Source organism: Serratia bockelmannii (genome assembly GCF_051803255.1).
GTDB classification, from domain to species: Bacteria; Pseudomonadota; Gammaproteobacteria; order Enterobacterales; family Enterobacteriaceae; genus Serratia; species Serratia bockelmannii.
Window position 1 is genome coordinate 3,648,533 of the sequence record NZ_CP196512.1, and the last position, 19,662, is coordinate 3,668,194.

Genomic DNA, 19,662 nt, shown 5'->3' on the forward strand with positions numbered 1-19,662 from the left:
CTCACTATAGCCACTTTACGGCGTTGTCATACAGGCCACTTTTCTGCGCTTGAAGCCCTGATGACATGGGGTATAGTGAAAATATCTCTCCCTAACCGGGCCAATTTTGCATGCACATCCCGTTAGATCGCGAGCAGGACGTTCCGCTCTATTTACAGATCGAAGAAGCGCTGCGGCGCGCCATCCTTACCGGCGTGTTCGTCGATGGCGACAAGCTGCCCTCGACGCGCACGCTGGCGGCCGAGCTGGCGGTCAGCCGTTTAACGGTGGATAACGCCTATGCCGAACTGGCGGCCAAGGGCTTTTTGCATCAGCGGCGCGGCAGCGGCGCCTATGTTGCGCACCCGCAGACGCAGGCGCGCCCAGCCCGGCCGAGCAGCGATACCCCCTTCCCGCTGGAAAGCTTCACCACCCTCACCTCGCGGCTGGACGGCTATGCCGACGCCCCGCTGCCCGAGGGGCTGATCAACTTCGCCGCCGGCGTCGGCAGCCCTAAGGTGTTTCCGCTGGAGGCGTTTCGCAAAGTGCTGCTGTCGGTGCTCAGCCGCCATGCGGAAGAAGCCTTCAGCTACGGGGAGTACTGCGGCTACTACCCGCTGCGCGATACGCTGAGCCGCATCCTCAGCGCACAGGGTATCCCCACGCAGGCGGAACAGGTGCTGATCACCAACGGCTCGCAGCACGCCATCAGTCTGGTGGTGCAAAGCCTGCTGGCGCCGGGTGATACGGTGATCGTCGAAGAGCCGACCTACGCCGAAGCGCTGGGCCTGCTGCGCCAGCACCGCATCAATATCGTCACCGTGCCCGGCGATCGCCACGGCATGCTGGTCGAACGATTGCCCGAGTTGCTGGAACGCCACCGCCCTAAACTGATCTATACCATCCCCAATTTCCACAACCCGACCGGCCGCTGCCTGAGCGAGGTGCGTCGGCGACGCCTACTGGCGATCGCCCAACAGGCCGGCGTGGTGATCCTGGAGGACGATTTCGTCGGCGATCTGCGTTACCAGGGCAAGCAGCTGCCGTCGCTGCGCGCGCTGGCGCAGCCGGGCGCGGTGATCTACGTCAGCACTTTCTCCAAGATGCTGCTGCCCAGCATGCGCATCGGCTATCTGGTGGCGGACAGCGAACACTATCAGCGTTTCGCCAGGCTGAAACACGTCGACAGCTTCACCAGCTCCAGTCTGATCCAGCGGGCACTGGACGCGTTCGTCACCGTCGGCCGTTACGACAAGCAGCTGCGGCGCGCCGGGCGCGTCTACCGCCGCCATCTGGAAGTGATGATCGACGCGTTGCAACGGCGGTTGCCGCCGGGGTGCCGTTTCGAAACGCCGCAAGGCGGCTTGTTTATCTGGCTGACGCTGCCCGCGACGGTAACCACCACCGAACTGATGCCGGTGGCCTGGCGACACGGCGTCACTTTCGCGCGCGGCGAATGCTTTTATGCCCAGGAACAGCTGGGCGCGCACAGTCTGCGGCTAAACTTCGCCGCCAACTCGCCGCCGCAGATTGAAGAAGGTATCGCCCGGCTGGGCCGGGCGATTGAGGAAGTGATAACAGAGAAAAACGCCGGTTAGACGGCGGCCCACCACAGCCGCAGCTTCATCCCCCAGTAACTGGTCCAGCCGGTGGTACTCTGCACCACTTTGCCCTGCGAGATCACCACGAAGGTCGGCGTCACACCAATCTGCCACTGCGCCGACAGCGTACCGGCCGGATCGTTGACCACCGGCAGCGCCAGCCGTTTGCGTGCCAGCCACTGTTTCACCTGGGTATCGTCGCCCGAGCGCAGCGCGACGGTCAGCACGTTGCCGCCCGTCGCCTGCAAACGGGCGACGTCCGGCGTGGTGAAACGGCAGACGCCGCACCAACTGGCCCAGAAGTAAACCAGCAGCGGCCGTTCATGGCTGAGCTGCGCCAACGATACGCGATCACCGTCCAACGTGGTCAGCGTCTGGGCATCGAAGGCCGGCGGCGCCTGCGGCGCGTTCAGCCAATCCATTACCGTGACCACCGCCAGTACGATCAGCGCCAGCAGCAGCAACTCGCGCCCCCAGCGCTTGAGCTTAGCCATGGTTGGCCTTCGCCAGCTGCTGCTTCACCATCGTTTCCAGCTCTTCATAGGACACCGCCCCCGGCAGCATCCGATCGCCGATCAGCGTCGCCGGCGTCCCTTGTACGCCCAATTGTTCCGCCAATTCCATATTGGTGCGCAGCGTGGTCATGCTTTGTTCGCTCGGAGCCACCGCCTTGACGCCGGTTTTCTCCTGCGCGGCGGCGATGCTGGCCTTGTCGTGGAAGCCCTTTTTCGCCATCAGCCGCTGGTGCAAAGCCCAGAATTGATCCGGATGCTGCTGCCAGGTGGTGAGCGCCACGCGCGCCGAGCTGACCGAGCTTTCGCCCTTGAACGGCAATAGCTTCACCACCAGCGCCACATCCGGGTATTGCTTGACGATCTTCTCCAGCATCGGATCAAACCGCTTGCAGTACGGGCAGTTATAGTCGGTAAAGGTCACCAGCGTCAGTTTGGCGTTGGCGGCGCCCAGGCGCGGGCTGGCCGGATCCTGATACAGCGTTTTGGCGTTCTGCTTGATAGCCTGGCTGATTTGCTGGCCGGCGGTTTGCTGCTGCCAGGCGTCCACCGCCTGCGCCAGAATGTCCGGGTTGGACACCAGCGTTTCGCGGATCATCTCTTTAATGCGCGCCTCTTGCGCCGGGGTGAAAGGCTCGGCGGCCCACGCCGGGGCGGCGATGATCATCAGTAAAATCAGTAGCTTTTTCATTGTTCGGTTCCTTTGGCATGGGAGAGCGTTTGCAGCACGGCGTCACGGGTCAACAGCGGGGATAACACCTCGCCGTCCGGGCTGCCGGGGCCATAGATTTGGTTGAAAGGCACGGCGACGCTGCCGCGCTTTTGCAGGAAGGCGCTGATGTCGGCCGACGGGCGGCTCCAGTCGCCGCGCAGCGCGACCACATCGTCGGCGCTCAGCGCGCGCTGTACGTCATCGCGCAGCAGCACATTGAATTTGTTGGCTTTACAGGTCACGCACCAGTCGGCGGTCACGTCGACGAACACCCGCTTATGCTGGGCCAGCGCCTCGGCAATCGCCTGTTCGCTCAGCGGTTGCCACTGCACCCGATCCTGCAACGGTTGGCGCCACAGGCCGGCGGTCAGCGAGCCGGCCAACAAGGCCACGCCAGCCAGCACCAACGTGCCCGCCGCCAGCTCGGCCGCTAACCGTGCTCCCTGCTGACGCCATACTGCCAGCAGCAACGCCAGCAGCGCCAGCGCCCCCAGCCACAGCGTGGCCTGCACGCCGATATGATTGCTCAGCAGGCTCAGCAGCCACAGCGACGACGCCAGCATCAACAACCCCATCGCCAGCTTGACGGTATTCATCCAGTGGCCGGGGCGCGGCAAGCGCAGCGCCAGCGAAGGCCAGGCGGCAATCAGCAGCCACGGCAGGCTCATGCCGATGCCGAGTGCGATGAACATGCCCCACAGCACCGGCAGCGACGCCGCCAGCGCGAAGGCCACCGCCGTGCCGAGAAACGGCGCCGAGCACGGCGTCGCCAGTAGCGTAGCGAACGCGCCCTGCCAGAAATGGCCGCTCAGACCGTGCCCGTTATGGGTGGCCAGTGAGGTATTCAGATCGGATGAGAGGCGCAGATGGAACAGGCCAAACAGGTTGGCGCTGAACAGCAGCGTCACCAGCACCATAAAGCCGATAAACCACGGATTCTGGAACTGAATGCCCCAGCCAAGCGCGTGGTTGCCGAGTCTCAGCAGCGTCATCAGCAAGGCCAACGCCATAAACGAGGCGACGATACCCAGCGACGACGCCAGGAACTGCAAACGAACGCTGCGCCGATCGCGATGCTCCACCTGCAGGATAGAACCGAGCTTGATGCCCAGCACTGGCAGCACGCACGGCATCAGGTTGAGGATTAACCCACCCGCCAGCGCCATCAATACCGCTTGCCATAACGGGAACGCCGCACCGGCAGGCGCGGCCAGCGGATCGCCAATCGGCAGCGTAATCTGCTGCGCCATGCCGCCGTCGTCAATCACCAACGTCAGCGTTTTGCCGCGCAGATCCGGCGCCGCATCGCCCCAACCGTCGCTGACCGGCACTCGCGCCAACAGCTGAGCACCGTCGGTCTCGACCTGCGGCTTGCCGAGATCGGCATCCGCTAGCGTATCGAAGAACAGCGCGGGTTGCTGCCAACCGGCGGCACGTTCGGCGGAAATCTGCAGCTCGCCGCTGCGGTAACCGGCCTTGACGCTTTCCGCCAACCCAGCGGCGATCGGCACCTGCCCCATCGCCTGCGCGAAATCGTGGTTAAACAGCGGATCGTTCGGCGTAGTCAGATCCAGGCTGAACGGGTAGTCGGTCAGAATGCAGACATTGCTGCAAGTGGACAGCGTCAGGGTGCCCGCCAGCGGGCCGGACACCTGGCCTGGCATAACGATCGGCAGCGTGACCCGATCGTGATAGCCCTGGGTGGAAATGCCGGCCACCTCGAAACGCTGCGGCGTCGGCCAGTGCCAGGTTGCGGGCGGCGGGTTGCCCTGCCAGACGATAGCCGGCGCGATGCCGCCTTCGCCTGGAGAGCGCCAGTAGGTTTTCCAGCCTTTTTGCAGCTCGACCGACAGCAGCAGACGGGTCTCTCCCGGCTGTGACGTGTCGGCGCGCAGCCGCACCTTGGCATGATCGTTGGCCGGATTTTGCAGCCAGCCGCTGTCCGCCGCCTGCAAGGCGGGCAGCCACAGCATAAACAGGCAAGCGCAGGCCAGCCTGATAATTTTCAACATGTTAATTCTCCATAAATGATTAATTCACCGCGAAAAACGGGCGATTAACTCATTCACGGAAGACGCATAATCGAAGGTGCACCCTGAGGGTGGGTGGAGAAATGGCGCGAGGAGGAGGAATGCGCAGACGCGCGGCAATGGTCGGCGCCAACAGAGCCAGCAGCAGACCCAGCCCGAACAGCACGGTTTCGAACATTACCGGCGGCGCGGCCAGCAATGATTTGGCGCTCAGTTCACAGGGCGTCGGCTGCGCTTCGGCGGCGGCATCGCTGGACTGAACGGCGGTAGCGGCCGGGATCCCCAGCGTTTGCTGCAGCGCATGCAGGCCCGCCATGCGCTGGGTCATGCACGTCAGCACCACCAGGCAAGCCAGGCATAAAAACCATTTTGCAATCCGCTGCCGTTTAACCATGCCATCCTCATGTTCAGATCTGGGGTTATCTTAGCGGCGCAGACGCGATTAGCAACGTTTTGTCGGTAAAGAAATGTCTGAGCGGCGGTATTGATGGCGGCGAATTACAGGTATCATAGAGGGTAAGCCTGCGCTTTTCGCCGGGTACGATGACGATTCTCTCCTCCAGGCACACTGCGGGGATACACAGCGAAGGACTGGTGATATGCAACCTTTGAGTGGGCCGGGCACCCCAATCGCCGGCGAGCGCCCCCCTTCCCCGGGCAAAACGGCGGCCACTGACGATCAACCCCTCTCTCCGGCACAGCGCACAACGCTGGAAAAACTGATCGTGAAAATCATGACGCTCAGCCCGGTAAAATCGGCGGAGATCTGGGCGTCTCTGCGTCACGATCTCGGCGCCGACAAAGGCGGCGAACTGCTGGCGCGCCATTTTCAACCGGCGGAACAGCTGCTGCAAACGCGCCTGACGCAGGCGCAGCAAAACCATGCCGGGCGCCAACTGCTGCAACAGCTGGCCGAATTACTGCCCCTGGGCAACAACCGCCAGGCGGTCAGTGACTTTATTCGTCAACGGTTCGGCCATACGGTGTTGAGCCAGTTAAGCCCACCACAGCTGCAGCAGGTGCTGAATCTGTTGCAGACCGGCGGCCTGACCATTCCCCAACCGCAGCAAACCGCCACCAGCGATCGCCCGCTGCTGCCCGCAGAGCATCAAAGCCTGCAGCAGCAGGTCACCAAACTCAGCGCCGCGACCGGTGAAGCGCCGGCTAAAATTTGGCAAACGCTGTTCGATCTGGCGGGCGTGAAAACCAACGATCCGCTGCCGGCGCGCCACTTCCAGCTGCTGAACCAATTTTTACAGGTGAAGGTGGCGCTCAGCCCGCAGAACGCGCCAACGCTGAACAACCTGCTGGCGGCGCTCAAACAGCCGGCGGATGAGCAAGAACTGCAGCAGATGAACGACTATTGCCAGACGCGCTTCAACTGCGGCGCCAACGCGCCGCTGACGCATCCGCAAATGAGCGACGCCATTCATCAGCTGTTTGCCCGCCGTCTGGAGAAAGCCGGCCAGGCACAGCCGATCGCCAGCCCCCCTATCGAACCGCAGCCGCTGCTCAACCCGCTGATCGCCGCCCTGCCTCTGCCGCTGCAAAAAGCGCTGAGTAAGCCCGCCGTGGCGCTGATCCTGCTGCTGTTGGCGTTGGCCGTCGTGCTGGCGCTGGTGTTTTAACGCCTTAGGCGCAGCCGCAGTCCGCTGCGGCCGCCCGATCGCGCAGTGACCCCGGCAGTTCGCCGATGGCCAACGGATGGCCGTCGCGCAGCCAGAAATCCAGCCCGCCAATCAACTCCTTCACCCTGAACCCCAACGTCGCCAGCTTGTAGGCGCCTTTGGTGGAACCGTTGCAGCCGATGCCGTCGCAGTAGGTCACATACACCTTTTGGCGATCCAGGTGCGCCGTGCCGGCTTCATCCATCAGGCGATGCGGCAAGCTGAATGCGCCGGGGATATGCCCGGCGGCGTACAGCGCCTCCGCACGGGTATCGATCACCACCATCCCGTCCACGCCATTGCGCAAATCTTCCGCCACGTCCCAGGCATCCGCATAGCGGCTCAGTTTGGCCGCCAGATAGGCCAGGCTCTCTTCCGGCGCCGCTGGCGGAAAAGCCAGCACCAAGGATTCTTTCGGCATATCACTCACTCCCGTTGATCAAGACAGATGACAATAGTGCCCGATTTTGGTCTTATGATTGATACCCATTTTTTACTCATGATAAGACCCATTATGCGGCACACGCTGATCACGCTGTTTCAGCAATCGCCTCACGCCGCCGGCACGCTGCGCGATCGTCTGTGTGCGGCATTGCGGCAGGCCATCCACCACGGCGCATTAAACGTTGGGCAACGCCTGCCTTCCAGCAGGGTGTTGGCCCGCGATCTGAGCCTCTCGCGGGTGACCGTAGAAGCGGCGTACGGCCAGTTGGAGGCGGAGGGGTATTTGCAGCGCCGCGTCGGCCAGGGCACATTTGTGGCGATCCGTATCGCCAAGTCGCCACCACCGGCGACCGGCTCCGGCATGCCACGTCTTTCACAGCGCGGCCAACAGATCGTGCAAACCGGCGGCTGCCGCGATCCGCAGTATCCTCAGGCCTTCGCTGCCGGCTCGCCGGACCTGCGCGCGTTTCCGCTGGCCTTATGGAAGCAGCTGACCGCGCAGCGCCTGCGGCTACAGGGAGAAAGCCTGCTGCGCTACGGCGACCCGCAGGGCTATTTGCCGCTGCGTGAAGCGATTGCCGCCCACGTCAACCAAACGCGCGGCGTAGTCTGCGATGCAAACCAGGTTATCGTGCTGACCAGTTCGCAGCAGGCGCTGCAACTGATTGCCACGTTACTGCTGGACAGTGGCGACAGCGTCTGGATGGAAGAGCCGGGTTACGCCGGGGCGAGAAATGCCTTCATCAGCGCCGGCGCCGCGCTGACGCCGGTAGCGGTAGACGCCGACGGCCTGCGAGCAGAACCTTCCTTGCCCGATCCGCGTTTGATTTATCTGACGCCCTCGCACCAGTACCCGACCGGCGCTGCGCTCAGCCTGGCGCGCCGGTTAGCGTTGCTGGCGCTGGCGGAAAGGCAGCAGGCCTGGATCATCGAAGACGATTACGACAGCGAGTTTCATTACGACGGCCTGCCGATACCGGCGATGCAGGGCCTGGATCGCCGTGGCCGGGTGTTATACCTCGGCACCTTCTCCAAATCGCTGTTCCCTTCGCTGCGGCTGGCGTACCTGATCGTGCCACCCGCGCTGGTCGAACCGTTCGTCACCGCGCGCACGGTCTATGACGGCCATAGCGCGCAGCTGATGCAGGCGATCACCGCCGAATTCATCCGTCAGGGGCACTTCGCCGCGCATATTCGCTATATGCGCCAGCTCTACCACAGCCGGCGCGATGTGCTGCTGACGGAAGTGCGCGAAAAGCTGAGCCACTTCGCCACGGCCGTTCCCGCCGCCGGCGGCCTGCAGCTCAGCGTTTGGCTGCCGCCCGGCCGAGAGGCGGCGCTCAGCCGGCAGGCGTGGCGGCTCGGCGTCCTTACGCCCGGGTTAACGGCGCAATACCAAACGGTTCAGGCCCAGCGCGATGGCTGGCTGCTGGGTTTTTCGGCCCTGACGCCGGGCGAGATCCGCAGCGCCGTCGAGCGGCTGGCGCGGATCGCCGCGGCTTAGCCCTGCCCCGGAGAGACGCCGGCCGGCTTATTGCTCGGTCAGGCGCATCTCCGCCACCAGCGGCAGGTGGTCGCTCACCGCCGGCCAGTGCACGCCGTTCCAATCACCGCTGGCGTTCGGCACCGTCAGGCTGTCCAGATGCCAACGCTGCGCATTGCCGCTAAAGATGTAATCCACCTTGATCTCGGCGTTTTCCGCCGGCCAGCTGCGGCCGTCCTGCCCGTTAGGCATGATGTCGTTCCAATAGCGGCTCAGCTCCAGCCAGGTCACGCTGCCCGGCACATCGTTCATGTCGCCGAACAGCAGCTTGATGCCGCGCACTTCGATGGCGCGATCGTTCAGCTCCCGCACCTGATCCAGACGCATTGTCGGATCTTCCTTGGTATCGAGATGTGCGTTGAACAGGGTGATCGGCGCCGGGAACTCCGGCACGTCAACTTTGGCACTGAAGGCGATGCGCTGTTCGCGCTGGCCGGACGGCAACGGATAGATCACGGCGTCGTGCAGCGGATACTTCGAGAGAAACGCCAGGCCATATTCACCGCCGTCGAAATCGATCGCCCGGCCAAACACCGCCTGCATGCCGGTCAGCTTCGCCAGTTCCGCCGCCTGATCGACGCGCCCGCTGCGGGCGGTGAGTTTATCCACCTCCTGCAGCGCCACCACGTCGACGTTCATCGCGCGAATCGCCTTGGCGATGGCGGTCATGTCGCTGACCTTGCCGGCGGCGATATTGAAGCTGGCGACGCGGATCTTCGGCGCCTGCTCCAGCTCGTAGGTTTTGTTCTTCAGGCCGCCCAACGCGCTGGCCACTTCGCGGCTGTTGGCGTTGCTGTTGGCATGCCCGGTATCGGCAGACGCCCAGGCGCTGTGAGAGATGCCCAGGGACAGTAAAGTGATAAGCAGAGCGTGACCGGTGTGCATGAATTCTCCTTGAGGGACAGATAAGTGTTATGTAGGCGCTTCCCGGCCCACAGCTAACACCGATTTTGCCGCAGAAACCTGCGACTATTTCCTAGTTGCACCGCTATTTTTCGTTTCTGCGCGATGCTTCGCATTCTGGCGGTTTACGCATTGCGCCGTTGGACAATCGGCTGATTTCGTTTTAAAACCGGTAGATTGCCAACCGCGAGGAGTTCCGATGACCAGCCCGATTGCCGAACAGCTTACCGAACGTTTCTTCCGCTATCTGGCGGTGACCAGCCAGAGCGACGCCGCCGCAACCGCCCTGCCCAGCACGCCGGGGCAGCATGAGATGGCGCAACTGTTGGCGGACGAGCTGCGCCGGCTCGGCCTGGCCGACGTGCAAATCGACGAGCACGCCACCGTGACCGCCCGCAAGCCCGGCACCCAACCCGGCGCGCCGCGCATCGGCTTCATCACGCATATCGACACCGTGGACGTCGGCCTGTCGCCCGAGATTCATCCGCAGCGCCTGCGCTTCACCGGCGAGGATTTATGCCTGAACGCCGAGCAGGACATCTGGCTGCGTACCGCCGAGCATCCGGAGATCCTGCCCTACCGGAACGAAGAGATCCTGTTCAGCGACGGCACCAGCGTGCTGGGCGCCGACAATAAGGCGGCGGTCACCGTGGTGATGACGCTGCTGGCCAACCTGACCGCGGCCGATCGCCACGGCGATATCGTGGTGGCGTTCGTACCGGACGAAGAAATCGGCCTGCGCGGCGCCAAGGCGCTGGATCTGCAGCGTTTCCCCGTCGATTTCGCCTACACCATCGACTGCTGCGAACTGGGTGAAGTGGTGTACGAGAATTTCAACGCGGCAGCGGCGGAGATCCGCATCGAGGGGGTGACCGCCCACCCGATGTCGGCGAAAAACGTGTTAATCAACCCGATACGCATCGCCAACGACATCATTAACCGATTCGATGTACTGGATACCCCGGAGCACACCGAAGGGCGCGAGGGCTATTTCTGGTTCACCGATCTGGCCGCCAACGCCAATCAGGCGACGCTGAAGGTGTCGATTCGCGACTTCGATCGCGCGGCGTTCGAGGCGCGCAAGGCCCGCCTTGAGGAGACGGTGCGCCAGGTGGCGGCCAACTATCCGCGCGCCAACGTTAGCTGCAACGTCAGCGACATCTACAGCAACATCAGCAATGCCATCGGCGAAGATCGACGCGCTATCGATCTGATCTTCGGCGCCCTTGCCGCCCACGGCATCCCGCCGAAGGTGATCCCAATGCGCGGCGGCACCGACGGTGCGGCGCTCTCCAGCCGCGGTATCCTGACGCCCAATTACTTCACCGGCGCGCATAACTTCCACTCGCGCTTCGAGTTTTTACCCGTCAGCGCCTTCGTGAAATCCTATCAGGTGACCCGCAGCATTTGCCTGCTGGCCGCGCGGCAAAGCGGCCAACCGGCTTAGCTCATCACCCAGCCGAGCAACGCGGCCCATACCAACAGCGGCAGCGAATAATAGTGGAAGCGCAACCAGATCTTGCGCTCCCCCGCCATGCGCAGCGCAATCAGGTTGGCGAGCGATCCGATCGCCAACCCGAAGCCGCCGGCGTTGACCGCATAGGCCAGCTGAGCGCTGGAGGGCACATAGTTGAGCAACAGTATGGTGGCCGGCACGTTGCTGACGATCTGCGACAGCCCGACGCCCAACGCATACACGCTCCCCTCGCTCAGCCCGGCGATGGCGGCGAACGCCGGCTGAAGCGGCGGCAAGCGGGTAAACAGGCCGACATCGATGAACATGGCGGCGAACACGAAAATCAGACTCCAGTCGATCTGCAACAGCACTCGGCGCGCCAGCAGCAAGAAACCGGCGAACACCGCCAGCAGCCCGTACAACGGCAGATCGAAATCGAGACACAGCAGGAAAACTGCATACAGCCCTACACAGCTCAGCAACAGCGGCCGCTGGTAGGGATACCCCTCGGTATTCGGCGTTTTCACGATGTCGCGCGCCGGGAAGCTGAACCAGGTCAGCGCCAGCAGGCTCAACATCATTGCGGCGCCAAACGGCGCCATCTGGCCGATAAAATCGAGGAAAGAGAGGCCGGATCGGCTCCACAGTAGGATATTTTGCGGGTTGCCGATCGGCGTCAGCAACGAACCGGCGTTCACCGCCAGCGCCTGGAAGATGATCAAGCGGCCAACCGGCAGCGCCGACAGCTTTTTTAGCGTGATGGTGAGCGGAATGACGATAAACAGCGCCACGTCGTTGGTCAGAAACGACGACAGCAGCGCGGCTGAAAACACCAGGAACAGCGCTAGCCGTCGTTCGCTGTGCAACCGGTTGATAATCTTACGGCCAACGAAGTCGAAGTAGCCGCTAACCTCAACGCCTTTGGTCAGCAGCATCAGCCCCAGCAGGGTGATGAGGGTGCGGCCGTCGATAAAGCCGCCCAACGCCGCCAATGGCTGCGGATGAAAGACGAACATCGCCACGCCGGCCAGCAGCAATACATGCAAGAAGCGATCTTTGACAAAGGGATGGATAATCCGGGAAATGGCGGTTGCACTCATGGTGGCAGCTTGAAACCTCAGCGAAAAGCATGAGCGAGACGTTAGCTCAGGCGCGGCTTCAGCGCCAGCAAAATGCTATTTTACCTTTATCCGCTTTTCATTTGCCGCGCTTTACTTTATTTGTAGCGGCTTTCACGGTTTCAAAGGACATGTTATGGCTTCCCTGTTCGCCAAAGGGGCGTTGCTCAGCGCCTTATGCGCCCTGCTCGCCGCCTGCGACGATGCCGCCTCCCGCCCGCAAATCGATATCGACGGCAAGACCATGGGCACCTTCTACAGCGTTAAGGTCAGCGGTGACGTCGCGATCGGCAAACAAGAGCTGCAGCGGCAGATCGACACGGTGCTCGAACGGGCCAACGACGACATCTCGACCTACCGCGCCGATTCGGTGCTGTCGCGGTTTAACCACAGCGCCAGCCTCGAACCGCAGCCTATCCCGCGCGGCATGGCGGACATCGTGTTGATGGCCCAGCGCATCGGCCGTGATACCGGCGGCGCCATGGACATCACCGTCGGCCCGCTGGTAAACCTGTGGGGATTCGGCCCAGACAAGCATCCGGTCAAGGTGCCGGAACAGGCGCAGATCGACGCGGCGAAGCAGAACATCGGCCTGCAACACCTGAAGCTGATCAGCGACAGTCGCGGGGAGTGGCTGCAAAAAGATCTGCCGGGCATGTATGTCGATCTCTCGACGCTGGGCGAAGGCTATGGCGCGGATGAGTTGGTGCGCCTGATGAACCGTCACGGCATTACCAACTACCTGGTATCGGTCGGTGGCGCGGTCTCTTCACGCGGCGTCAACGGCCAGGGCAAACCCTGGCGGGTAGCGATCCAAAAGCCGACCGATCGTGAAAATGCGGTGCAGGCGCTGGTGGATCTGCACGGTTACGGCATCAGCACCGCCGGCAGCTACCGCAACTACTTTGAACAAAACGGCCAGCGCTACTCCCATGTCATCGATCCGACCACCGGCAGGCCGATCAACCACCGGCTGGTTTCCGCCACGGTGATCGCCCCCACTGCGCTCGAGGCCGACGGCTGGGATACCGGCTTGATGGTGCTGGGCCCGGAGAAAGCGTTGCAGCTCGCAGAAGATAAAGGGCTGGCGGTCTACCTGATCAGCAAAACCGACGACGGTTTCAGCGCCGTGATGACGCCGCAATTCAAAGCGTTTTTGGTGCAGTGAGATAAAAAAGCCCGGCGCGCAATGGCCGGGCTTATTCCTGTTCCGCGCCGATCACTTGGTCAGCGCGATGATACCGAGGGTCAGACCGGCAACCGCCGCCGCGCCGCCGGCGATCGCGCCCGCGGTTTCCCAGTTATCCTGAGTGGTGCCCTTCATACAGGTGTTGGTGTGCACCAGACGCCCCTGGTCATCGTAGACCGGCACGCAGGGAGAATCGGTGGCGCATCCGGCCAACACGGCCGACAGTAACCCAACCGCAATTAACTTTTTCATACTTCTTGCCTCAATGTTCGATCACTTTAGAAAGCTACGCCGAGCGATAATCACGCTACCTGGCTATTGTATGCCCAACGCGTGTAATGGCGAGGTAATGATGTGTCAGGGGATGTGATTTGGGAAAACTCCGAGCGATCGCCCGGCGGGCTTTGGGCAGTAAAAAGCCCGCGAAAACGCGGGCTTGATAGCGAAGTGACGCTCCGGCGGAATTATTTCGCCAGTTTGCGCATCACCAGGGTGGCGTTGGTGCCGCCGAAACCGAAGCTGTTGGACATCACGGTGGTCAGCTCGCGCTGAGTCGGCTGGGTCACGATGTTCATGCCGGCCGCCTGCTCATCCAGGGTTTCGATGTTAATGCTCGGCGCGATAAAGCCGTGCTCCAGCATCAGCAGGCTGTAAATCGCTTCCTGCACGCCCGCGGCGCCCAGCGAGTGACCGGTCATCGCCTTGGTGGAGGAGATGGCCGGGGTATTGTCACCGAACACTTCACGAATAGCGCCCAGCTCTTTCACGTCGCCTACCGGCGTAGAGGTGCCGTGCACGTTGATGTAGTCGATCGGCGCATCCAGATCCTGCATCGCCATCTTCATGCAGCGCACTGCGCCTTCGCCCGAAGGGGCAACCATGTCGGCGCCGTCGGAAGTCGCGCCGTAGCCAACGATTTCTGCGTAGATGTGCGCGCCGCGCGCCAGCGCGTGCTCCAGTTCTTCAACCACCACCATGCCGCCGCCGCCGGCGATGACGAAACCGTCACGATCGGCGTCGTAGGTGCGGGAGGCTTTTTCCGGCGTGTCGTTGTACTTGGTGGACAGCGCGCCCATCGCGTCGAACTCGCAGGCCATTTCCCAGCACAGCTCTTCACCGCCGCCGGCGAACACGATGTCCTGTTTGCCCAACTGAATTTGCTCAACCGCGTTGCCGATGCAGTGCGCGGAGGTCGCGCAAGCGGAGCTGATGGAGTAGTTCACGCCGTGGATTTTGAACGGCGTTGCCAGACAGGCGGAAACGCCGGAAGCCATGGCTTTGGTCACCACGTACGGGCCAACCGCTTTCAGGCCGCGCGGGCTGCGCATCGCATCGGCGCCGAACACCTGGAAGCGCGGAGAACCGCCGCCGGAACCGGCAATAAGGCCTACGCGCGGGTTGTTTTGATACTCTTCTTCCTTCAGGCCGGAAGACGCGATCGCTTCTTGCATCGCCAGGAAGGCATAAATGGAAGCATCGCTCATGAAACGCACTGCCTTGCGGTCGATCAGGCCGGTCGTGTCGAGCTTAACTTGCCCCCATACGTGACTACGCATGCCGGAATCTTTCAGCTCCTGGGAGAAAGTGATCCCAGAACGTCCTTCCTGCAGGCTTGCCAGGACCTCCTGCTGGTTATTACCAATGCTGGAGACAACTCCCAGGCCAGTAATCACTGCACGTTTCATTCAATACCTCTTCCACTATTTACCTACGGGATTTTGCATCGCACTTTAGCGTACAGATGTAAGCCGAACAAGTCCGATCAGCGTTTTTCAGCTTTATTGTTGTCCAGTTTGCGCCGGGGCGCCAGCGCCGTTAGAATTCGCGGCATCCCTTGAATTTCGAGCCATTGACCGTGAATCACGCCCCCATCCAAACCGCAACGCTAACCTGGAACGAACAGGGTACACCTGTTTCGAAACAGTTTGATGACGTCTATTTTTCCAATCAGGATGGGCTGGAAGAAACCCGCTACGTCTTCCTGTACGGCAATCGGCTGCCGCAACGTTTCGCCACCCACCCGCGTCCGTTGTTGGTGGTGGCGGAAACCGGGTTCGGCACCGGGCTCAATTTCCTCACGCTGTGGCAGGCCTTCGCCGGCTTCCGCCAGGCCGAGCCGGACGCCGCGCTGCAACGCCTGCACTTTATCAGCTTCGAAAAATTCCCCCTGCAGCAGGCTGACCTGGCGGCGGCGCATGCGCGCTGGCCGGAGCTGGCGCCTTATGCCGACGAGCTGCGCGCCCAATGGCCGCTGCCGCTACCGGGCTGCCATCGTCTGTTGCTGGCCGAAGGCCGCATTACGCTCGATCTGTGGTTCGGCGACGTCAACGACCTGCTGCCGCAGTTTGACGCCAGCATGAATAACCAGGTGGATGCCTGGTTCCTCGACGGTTTCGCGCCGGCAAAAAATCCCGACATGTGGACCGATCAACTGTTCGCCGCCATGGCGCGTTTCGCCCGGCCGGGAGGCAGCTTCGCCACCTTTACCGCCGCCGGCTTTGTGCGCCGTGGCTTGCAACAGGCCGGTTTTCAGGTCAACCGCTGCAAAGGCTTCGGCCAAAAGCGTGAGATGCTCGCCGGCGAGCTCCCGGCCGATGCGCAGCCCGCCGTACATCCGGCGCCCTGGTATCGGCGCCCGGCGGCGGACAACACCGCCGACATCGCCCTGATCGGCGGCGGCGTCGCCAGCGCGCTCACCGCGCTGGCCTTGCTGCGGCGCGGTGCCACCGTCACGCTGTACTGCGCCGATGAGCAGGCGGCGGAGGGGGCATCCGGCAATCGCCAGGGGGCGATTTATCCGTTGCTGAACGGCAGCGGCGACGCGCTGGAGAGCTTCTTCAGCGCCGCGTTTCCCTTCGCCCGCCGCCAGTACGACGCGCTGTTGCAACAAGGCGTCGCCTTTGATCATCAGTGGTGCGGCGTCAGCCAGTTGGCCTATGACGACAAGAGCGGCGCCAAGATCGCCAATATGCTGAAAACCGACTGGCCGCAGGCCTTGGCGATGGCGGCCGACCGCGAGACGCTCAGCGGACTGTGCGGCGTCGATACCGGCTTTGGCGGCATCACCTACCCCCAAGGCGGTTGGCTCTGTCCGGCCGAGCTGACGCGCGGCGTTCTCGCGCTGGCGCAGCGCCAGGGCTTGGTCTGCCACTACCGGCACGATGCACAGAGGCTTACGCAGGAAGAAAACGGCTGGCGCATCGACTTCGCCCACGGCGAAAGCCGCAGCCATGCGACGGTGATCCTGGCCAATGGCCATCGGCTGGCCGAACTGGCGCCGACGGAAGCCCTGCCGCTGTATTCGGTACGCGGACAGGTGTCGCATATCCCAAGCTCGCCGGCCCTCGGTCAATTGAAACAGGTCTTGTGTTACGACGGCTACCTGACGCCGGTTAATGCCAACAACGGCCACCACTGCATTGGCGCCAGCTACCAGCGCGGCGACATCACCACCGACTACCGCGAGCAGGAGCAACAGGAAAACCGTGAACGCCTGCTGCGCTGCCTGCCGGAGCAGGCCTGGCCGCAGCAGGTGGACGTCAGCGCTCATCAGGCGCGCTGCGGCGTGCGCAGCGCCACCCGCGATCATTTGCCGATGGTCGGCGCGCTGCCGGACTATCAGGCCACGTTGACGCAGTATCAGGATTTGCAGCGGCAGAACCAGCGCGGCGAAACCGTCGCCGATGCGCCGGTCTATCCCGGCCTGTTCGCTATCGGTGGGTTGGGATCGCGCGGGCTGTGTTCGGCGCCGCTGGCGGCGGAAATTCTGGCGGCGCAGCTGTTCGGCGAACCGTTACCGGGCGACGCGCGCCTGCTGGCGGCGTTGAATCCGAATCGAATGTGGGTGCGAAAGTTACTGAAAGGACGTGCGGTTTAATTCATGGATGAGGGGCGCGGCGACGCGCCCCGGCATGGCGGTCAGGCGGCAGGGGTGGCAGCCTGATAGAGGTTTTCCCACATGCCGCGCACCAAAATCTGATCCGGCGGCGAGAGTTCCCCAGCGGCGATCGCCTTGTGCAGGCTCTCTTCCACCCGCGCTTTCAGCGCTTCGGCAGTATGCTCGCCCTGTTCTTCCGCTTCGGCCACCGCCAGCGTCAGATGACCGCGCAGGTAGCCACCGGCAAACAGTTCATCATCGCTGGCGTGCTCTACCATGTCATCAATCAGCGCCAAAATGCGCGCTTCAAATTCTGCGATCATCAAATTTCCTCATTAAATAACGGGCTGTGGCGTCAGTTGAGATCTTCCGGATACGGAAAATGCTCGGCCGCCAGCGGTGGCGTATTGTAGAACGATTGCAACGCCTGAATAAAGCGCGCAGGCCGTGTGGGTATTCCCTGCTCCAGTAGCATCAATACCCGGGCGCGCACCTTGCGCTGGAACGCGATGCGATCCGGCTCGCAGTCGCCGTTCAGGTTGTCGCAGCTGACGTTGAACGGGAAACCGGCCGCCACGCAGAACATCCATTCCAGCGCCTGCGGTTTGATCTCCACCGCTTCGAATTCACTCTGGGTTTGCGCGTCGCGCCCGTCCGGGCAATACCAGTAACCGAAGTCCACCAGTTGGCGGCGCGCTTCACCGGCGATGCACCAGTGCGAGATTTCATGCAGGCCGCTGGCGTAGAAGCCGTGGGCGAACACGATGCGGTGATACGGCAATTCGTCGTCGGCCGGCAGGTAGATAGGTTCGTCGTCGCCCTTCACCAGGCGGGTGTTGTAGTCATCGCTGAAGCACCGATTGAAGATCTCGATCAACTGCTCATAGTGATGGCGGGTCTGCATGTCTGACATAAAAACTCTATAACCACAAAAATAAAGAGGCCATTATACCTGATAAGACAGGGCGCGTAAGCAACGCCCCCTCTTCATCTTTAACCGTGCACCAAGGCGGTCAACCACTGCTGAATTTCCGCGCCGTGATTGTCGTACAGCAGCTTGAGGCTCATCACCAGCGAGACGATCACGATCATCGGCCGAATCAATTTCTGGCCGCGGGTCAGCACCATGTGCGCGCCCAAACGCGCCCCCAGCACCTGCCCCACCAACATCACCAGACCAATGCTCCACACCACCTTGCCGCCGATGATGAACAGCGCCAGCCCGCCGACGTTGGAGGTAAAGTTCAGCACCTTGGCGTGCGCCGTGGACTTGGCGAGGTTGAAACCGCACAGCGTCACGTAGGCCAGCGCGTAGAATGACCCGGCGCCGGGGCCGAAGAAACCGTCGTAAAACCCGACGCAACCGCCGGCCACCAGCCCGAACGGCAAGGCCCCGAGACGGCGTTGACGATCTTCCTCACCCAGTCGCGGCATCAACAAGAAATAGAGACCGATGCCGATCACCAGCAGCGGCAACATCTGCCGCAGCAAATCGGCGCGCATATGCTGCACCAAAATGGCGCCGGCGATCGAGCCGATCAGCGTCAGAAAAATCGTCAGCTTCTGGTCGTTGAGATTCACCGCTCGCCGACGAATGAAGTACAGACTGGCGGAGAAGGAGCCGCCGACCGACTGCAACTTATTGGTCGCCAGCGCCTGCGCCGGAGGAACCCCCACCGCCAGCAGGGCCGGCACCGTCAGTAATCCGCCGCCGCCGGCGATGGAGTCGATAAACCCCGCCAACAGCGCTACCGCAAACAACACCCCGAGCATCTCGGGGCCAATGACGAACCAGTCCATGTGTTATTCCGCTGAGAAATGGTGATCCAGCAATGCCTGACAGGTCGGCGGTAACGGCGGCGGCACGGGTTTGCCCGGCTTCGCGTTCGGCTGATGCGGCACGAACCAGCTCGCCAGTTCGGCGCCGCAGCCGTCGCCCGGCGGCGGCGTATCCTGCTCCTGGCACTCCAGGCTGCCGGCCGGACAACGCAGACGCACGTGCATGTGCGCACGGTGGCCGAACCACGGCCGCACCTTGTGCAGCCAGGCGCGATCGGCGCCGGCGTCCAGGCACAGACGCTGCTTGATCGCCGGGTTGACGAAGATGCGCGTCACGTCCGCGTCCTGCGCCGCCAGTTTGATCAGCGACTCAATTTGCGGCTGCCATTGGCTCGCCACCACCTGCTTGCCATCCCCTGACACCAGGTCGATCGGCTGCGGCTTGAGCAATTGCTGCGCGCTCCAGCGTTGGCGCGGCAGCTGCAGCCAGATGTCGACGTCGAGCCCAGACTGGTGGCTGGCGTGGCCGCTGCTGAAGCGCCCACCGGCCGGCATCGCCATGTCGCCGATCAGCACCGTGCCCAGCGCTTTCTGGTTCGCTTGGCTGCTGAGGCGCTGTATGAACGCCAGCAGATCCGGATGGCCGAAATAGCGGCGCTGGTCGGTACGCATCACCTGATAGTCCGGTGAATTCAGCGGCAACGGCTGCGCGCCGATGATGCAGCCGTTGGCGAAACCGCCCACCGCCTGCGGCGCGCCGGCCACCGGATGGTCGATTTTCTGCCACGGCGTCAGCGCCATGGCGGAAGCGGAGGCCGTCAGGGCCACCAGGCCCAACATCCAGTTTTTCAT

At 62.7% G+C, this 19,662-nt stretch carries 19 protein-coding genes; 6 read left to right on the forward strand and 13 right to left on the reverse strand.

The annotated features are described in order from the left end of the window. Window positions 1-110: 110 nt before the first annotated feature. Window positions 111-1,577 carry a PLP-dependent aminotransferase family protein gene (locus ACSJLU_RS17380; protein WP_089181156.1) on the forward strand — a complete coding sequence of 489 codons (1,467 nt, stop codon included), beginning with the start codon at window positions 111-113 and terminating at the stop codon, window positions 1,575-1,577. Here ACSJLU_RS17380 and ACSJLU_RS17385 read toward each other — a convergent pair. Genes ACSJLU_RS17385 through ACSJLU_RS17400 form a run of 4 tightly spaced genes read right to left on the reverse strand, consistent with a single transcriptional unit; the run spans window position 1,574 to window position 5,228 of the window. Beyond that, window positions 1,574-2,074: a protein disulfide oxidoreductase gene (locus tag ACSJLU_RS17385; protein ID WP_089196121.1), complete on the reverse strand. Its 501-nt coding sequence runs from the start codon at window positions 2,072-2,074 to the stop codon at window positions 1,574-1,576. The genes ACSJLU_RS17380 and ACSJLU_RS17385 overlap by 4 nt on opposite strands. Continuing rightward, on the reverse strand, window positions 2,067-2,783 hold the full coding sequence (locus ACSJLU_RS17390) for a DsbA family protein (RefSeq protein ID WP_049294894.1): 717 nt from the start codon (window positions 2,781-2,783) through the stop codon (window positions 2,067-2,069). Before ACSJLU_RS17390 ends, ACSJLU_RS17385 begins: the two co-directional genes overlap by 8 nt. Next, window positions 2,780-4,816, reverse strand: a complete 2,037-nt coding sequence (locus ACSJLU_RS17395; protein WP_342096461.1) for a protein-disulfide reductase DsbD family protein — start codon at window positions 4,814-4,816, stop codon at window positions 2,780-2,782. The genes ACSJLU_RS17390 and ACSJLU_RS17395 overlap by 4 nt, the downstream gene beginning before the upstream one ends. Before the next feature lie 49 nt (window positions 4,817-4,865). Next, window positions 4,866-5,228 (reverse strand): hypothetical protein, encoded by a 363-nt coding sequence (locus ACSJLU_RS17400; RefSeq protein ID WP_033639760.1) that lies wholly within the window; start codon window positions 5,226-5,228, stop codon window positions 4,866-4,868. Between the two features lie 205 nt (window positions 5,229-5,433). On the opposite strand from ACSJLU_RS17400, the gene flk reads away from it, so the two are divergent. Beyond that, window positions 5,434-6,462 carry a flagella biosynthesis regulator Flk gene (gene flk / locus ACSJLU_RS17405; protein WP_060433740.1) on the forward strand — a complete coding sequence of 343 codons (1,029 nt, stop codon included), beginning with the start codon at window positions 5,434-5,436 and terminating at the stop codon, window positions 6,460-6,462. A gap of 4 nt (window positions 6,463-6,466) precedes the next feature. Here flk and ACSJLU_RS17410 read toward each other — a convergent pair whose 3' ends face one another. Next, on the reverse strand, window positions 6,467-6,922 hold the full coding sequence (locus tag ACSJLU_RS17410; protein ID WP_089181159.1) for a rhodanese-like domain-containing protein: 456 nt from the start codon (window positions 6,920-6,922) through the stop codon (window positions 6,467-6,469). Between the two features lie 93 nt (window positions 6,923-7,015). Between ACSJLU_RS17410 and ACSJLU_RS17415 the strand changes: the two genes are divergently transcribed. Then, complete coding sequence (locus tag ACSJLU_RS17415; protein ID WP_342096462.1) at window positions 7,016-8,449, forward strand: PLP-dependent aminotransferase family protein; 1,434 nt, start codon at window positions 7,016-7,018, stop codon at window positions 8,447-8,449. A gap of 27 nt (window positions 8,450-8,476) precedes the next feature. Here ACSJLU_RS17415 and ACSJLU_RS17420 read toward each other — a convergent pair whose 3' ends face one another. Further along, window positions 8,477-9,373: an endonuclease/exonuclease/phosphatase family protein gene (locus ACSJLU_RS17420; protein WP_025303712.1), complete on the reverse strand. Its 897-nt coding sequence runs from the start codon at window positions 9,371-9,373 to the stop codon at window positions 8,477-8,479. A gap of 217 nt (window positions 9,374-9,590) precedes the next feature. Here ACSJLU_RS17420 and pepT point away from each other — a divergent pair, with 217 nt between their 5' ends. Then, window positions 9,591-10,838: a peptidase T gene (pepT, locus tag ACSJLU_RS17425; RefSeq protein WP_049294897.1), complete on the forward strand. Its 1,248-nt coding sequence runs from the start codon at window positions 9,591-9,593 to the stop codon at window positions 10,836-10,838. Here the strand turns inward: pepT and ACSJLU_RS17430 are convergent. Further along, window positions 10,835-11,947, reverse strand: a complete 1,113-nt coding sequence (locus ACSJLU_RS17430) for an SLC13 family permease (protein WP_049203718.1) — start codon at window positions 11,945-11,947, stop codon at window positions 10,835-10,837. The two genes, pepT and ACSJLU_RS17430, sit on opposite strands and share 4 nt — an antisense overlap. Before the next feature lie 154 nt (window positions 11,948-12,101). On the opposite strand from ACSJLU_RS17430, the gene apbE reads away from it, so the two are divergent. Beyond that, the gene (gene apbE, locus ACSJLU_RS17435) at window positions 12,102-13,133 is read left to right on the forward strand and encodes an FAD:protein FMN transferase ApbE (RefSeq protein ID WP_342096463.1); all 1,032 of its coding nucleotides are present in this window, start codon (window positions 12,102-12,104) and stop codon (window positions 13,131-13,133) included. Window positions 13,134-13,184: 51 nt separating this feature from the next. Here the strand turns inward: apbE and ACSJLU_RS17440 are convergent, their stop codons facing one another. Both ACSJLU_RS17440 and fabB read right to left on the reverse strand, forming a co-directional pair. Then, a complete protein-coding gene (locus ACSJLU_RS17440; protein WP_004936201.1) occupies window positions 13,185-13,406 on the reverse strand; it encodes a hypothetical protein in 222 nt (73 codons plus the stop codon). 212 nt (window positions 13,407-13,618) lie between these two features. After that, window positions 13,619-14,839 carry a beta-ketoacyl-ACP synthase I gene (fabB, locus tag ACSJLU_RS17445; RefSeq protein ID WP_016926857.1) on the reverse strand — a complete coding sequence of 407 codons (1,221 nt, stop codon included), beginning with the start codon at window positions 14,837-14,839 and terminating at the stop codon, window positions 13,619-13,621. A 170-nt stretch (window positions 14,840-15,009) separates the two neighbouring features. Between fabB and mnmC the strand changes: the two genes are divergently transcribed. Next, a complete protein-coding gene (gene mnmC, locus ACSJLU_RS17450) occupies window positions 15,010-17,031 on the forward strand; it encodes a bifunctional tRNA (5-methylaminomethyl-2-thiouridine)(34)-methyltransferase MnmD/FAD-dependent 5-carboxymethylaminomethyl-2-thiouridine(34) oxidoreductase MnmC (protein WP_439041014.1) in 2,022 nt (673 codons plus the stop codon). A 41-nt stretch (window positions 17,032-17,072) separates the two neighbouring features. On the opposite strand, the gene ACSJLU_RS17455 is transcribed toward mnmC, so the two are convergent. The 4 genes from ACSJLU_RS17455 to mepA form a co-directional block, all read right to left on the reverse strand. Continuing rightward, window positions 17,073-17,354 carry a YfcL family protein gene (locus ACSJLU_RS17455; RefSeq protein WP_016926855.1) on the reverse strand — a complete coding sequence of 94 codons (282 nt, stop codon included), beginning with the start codon at window positions 17,352-17,354 and terminating at the stop codon, window positions 17,073-17,075. Between the two features lie 32 nt (window positions 17,355-17,386). Beyond that, window positions 17,387-17,944: an elongation factor P hydroxylase gene (locus ACSJLU_RS17460; RefSeq protein ID WP_043140178.1), complete on the reverse strand. Its 558-nt coding sequence runs from the start codon at window positions 17,942-17,944 to the stop codon at window positions 17,387-17,389. An 80-nt stretch (window positions 17,945-18,024) separates the two neighbouring features. Next, on the reverse strand, window positions 18,025-18,831 hold the full coding sequence (locus ACSJLU_RS17465; RefSeq protein ID WP_025303718.1) for a sulfite exporter TauE/SafE family protein: 807 nt from the start codon (window positions 18,829-18,831) through the stop codon (window positions 18,025-18,027). A 3-nt stretch (window positions 18,832-18,834) separates the two neighbouring features. Continuing rightward, window positions 18,835-19,662, reverse strand: a complete 828-nt coding sequence (gene mepA / locus ACSJLU_RS17470; protein ID WP_049207359.1) for a penicillin-insensitive murein endopeptidase — start codon at window positions 19,660-19,662, stop codon at window positions 18,835-18,837.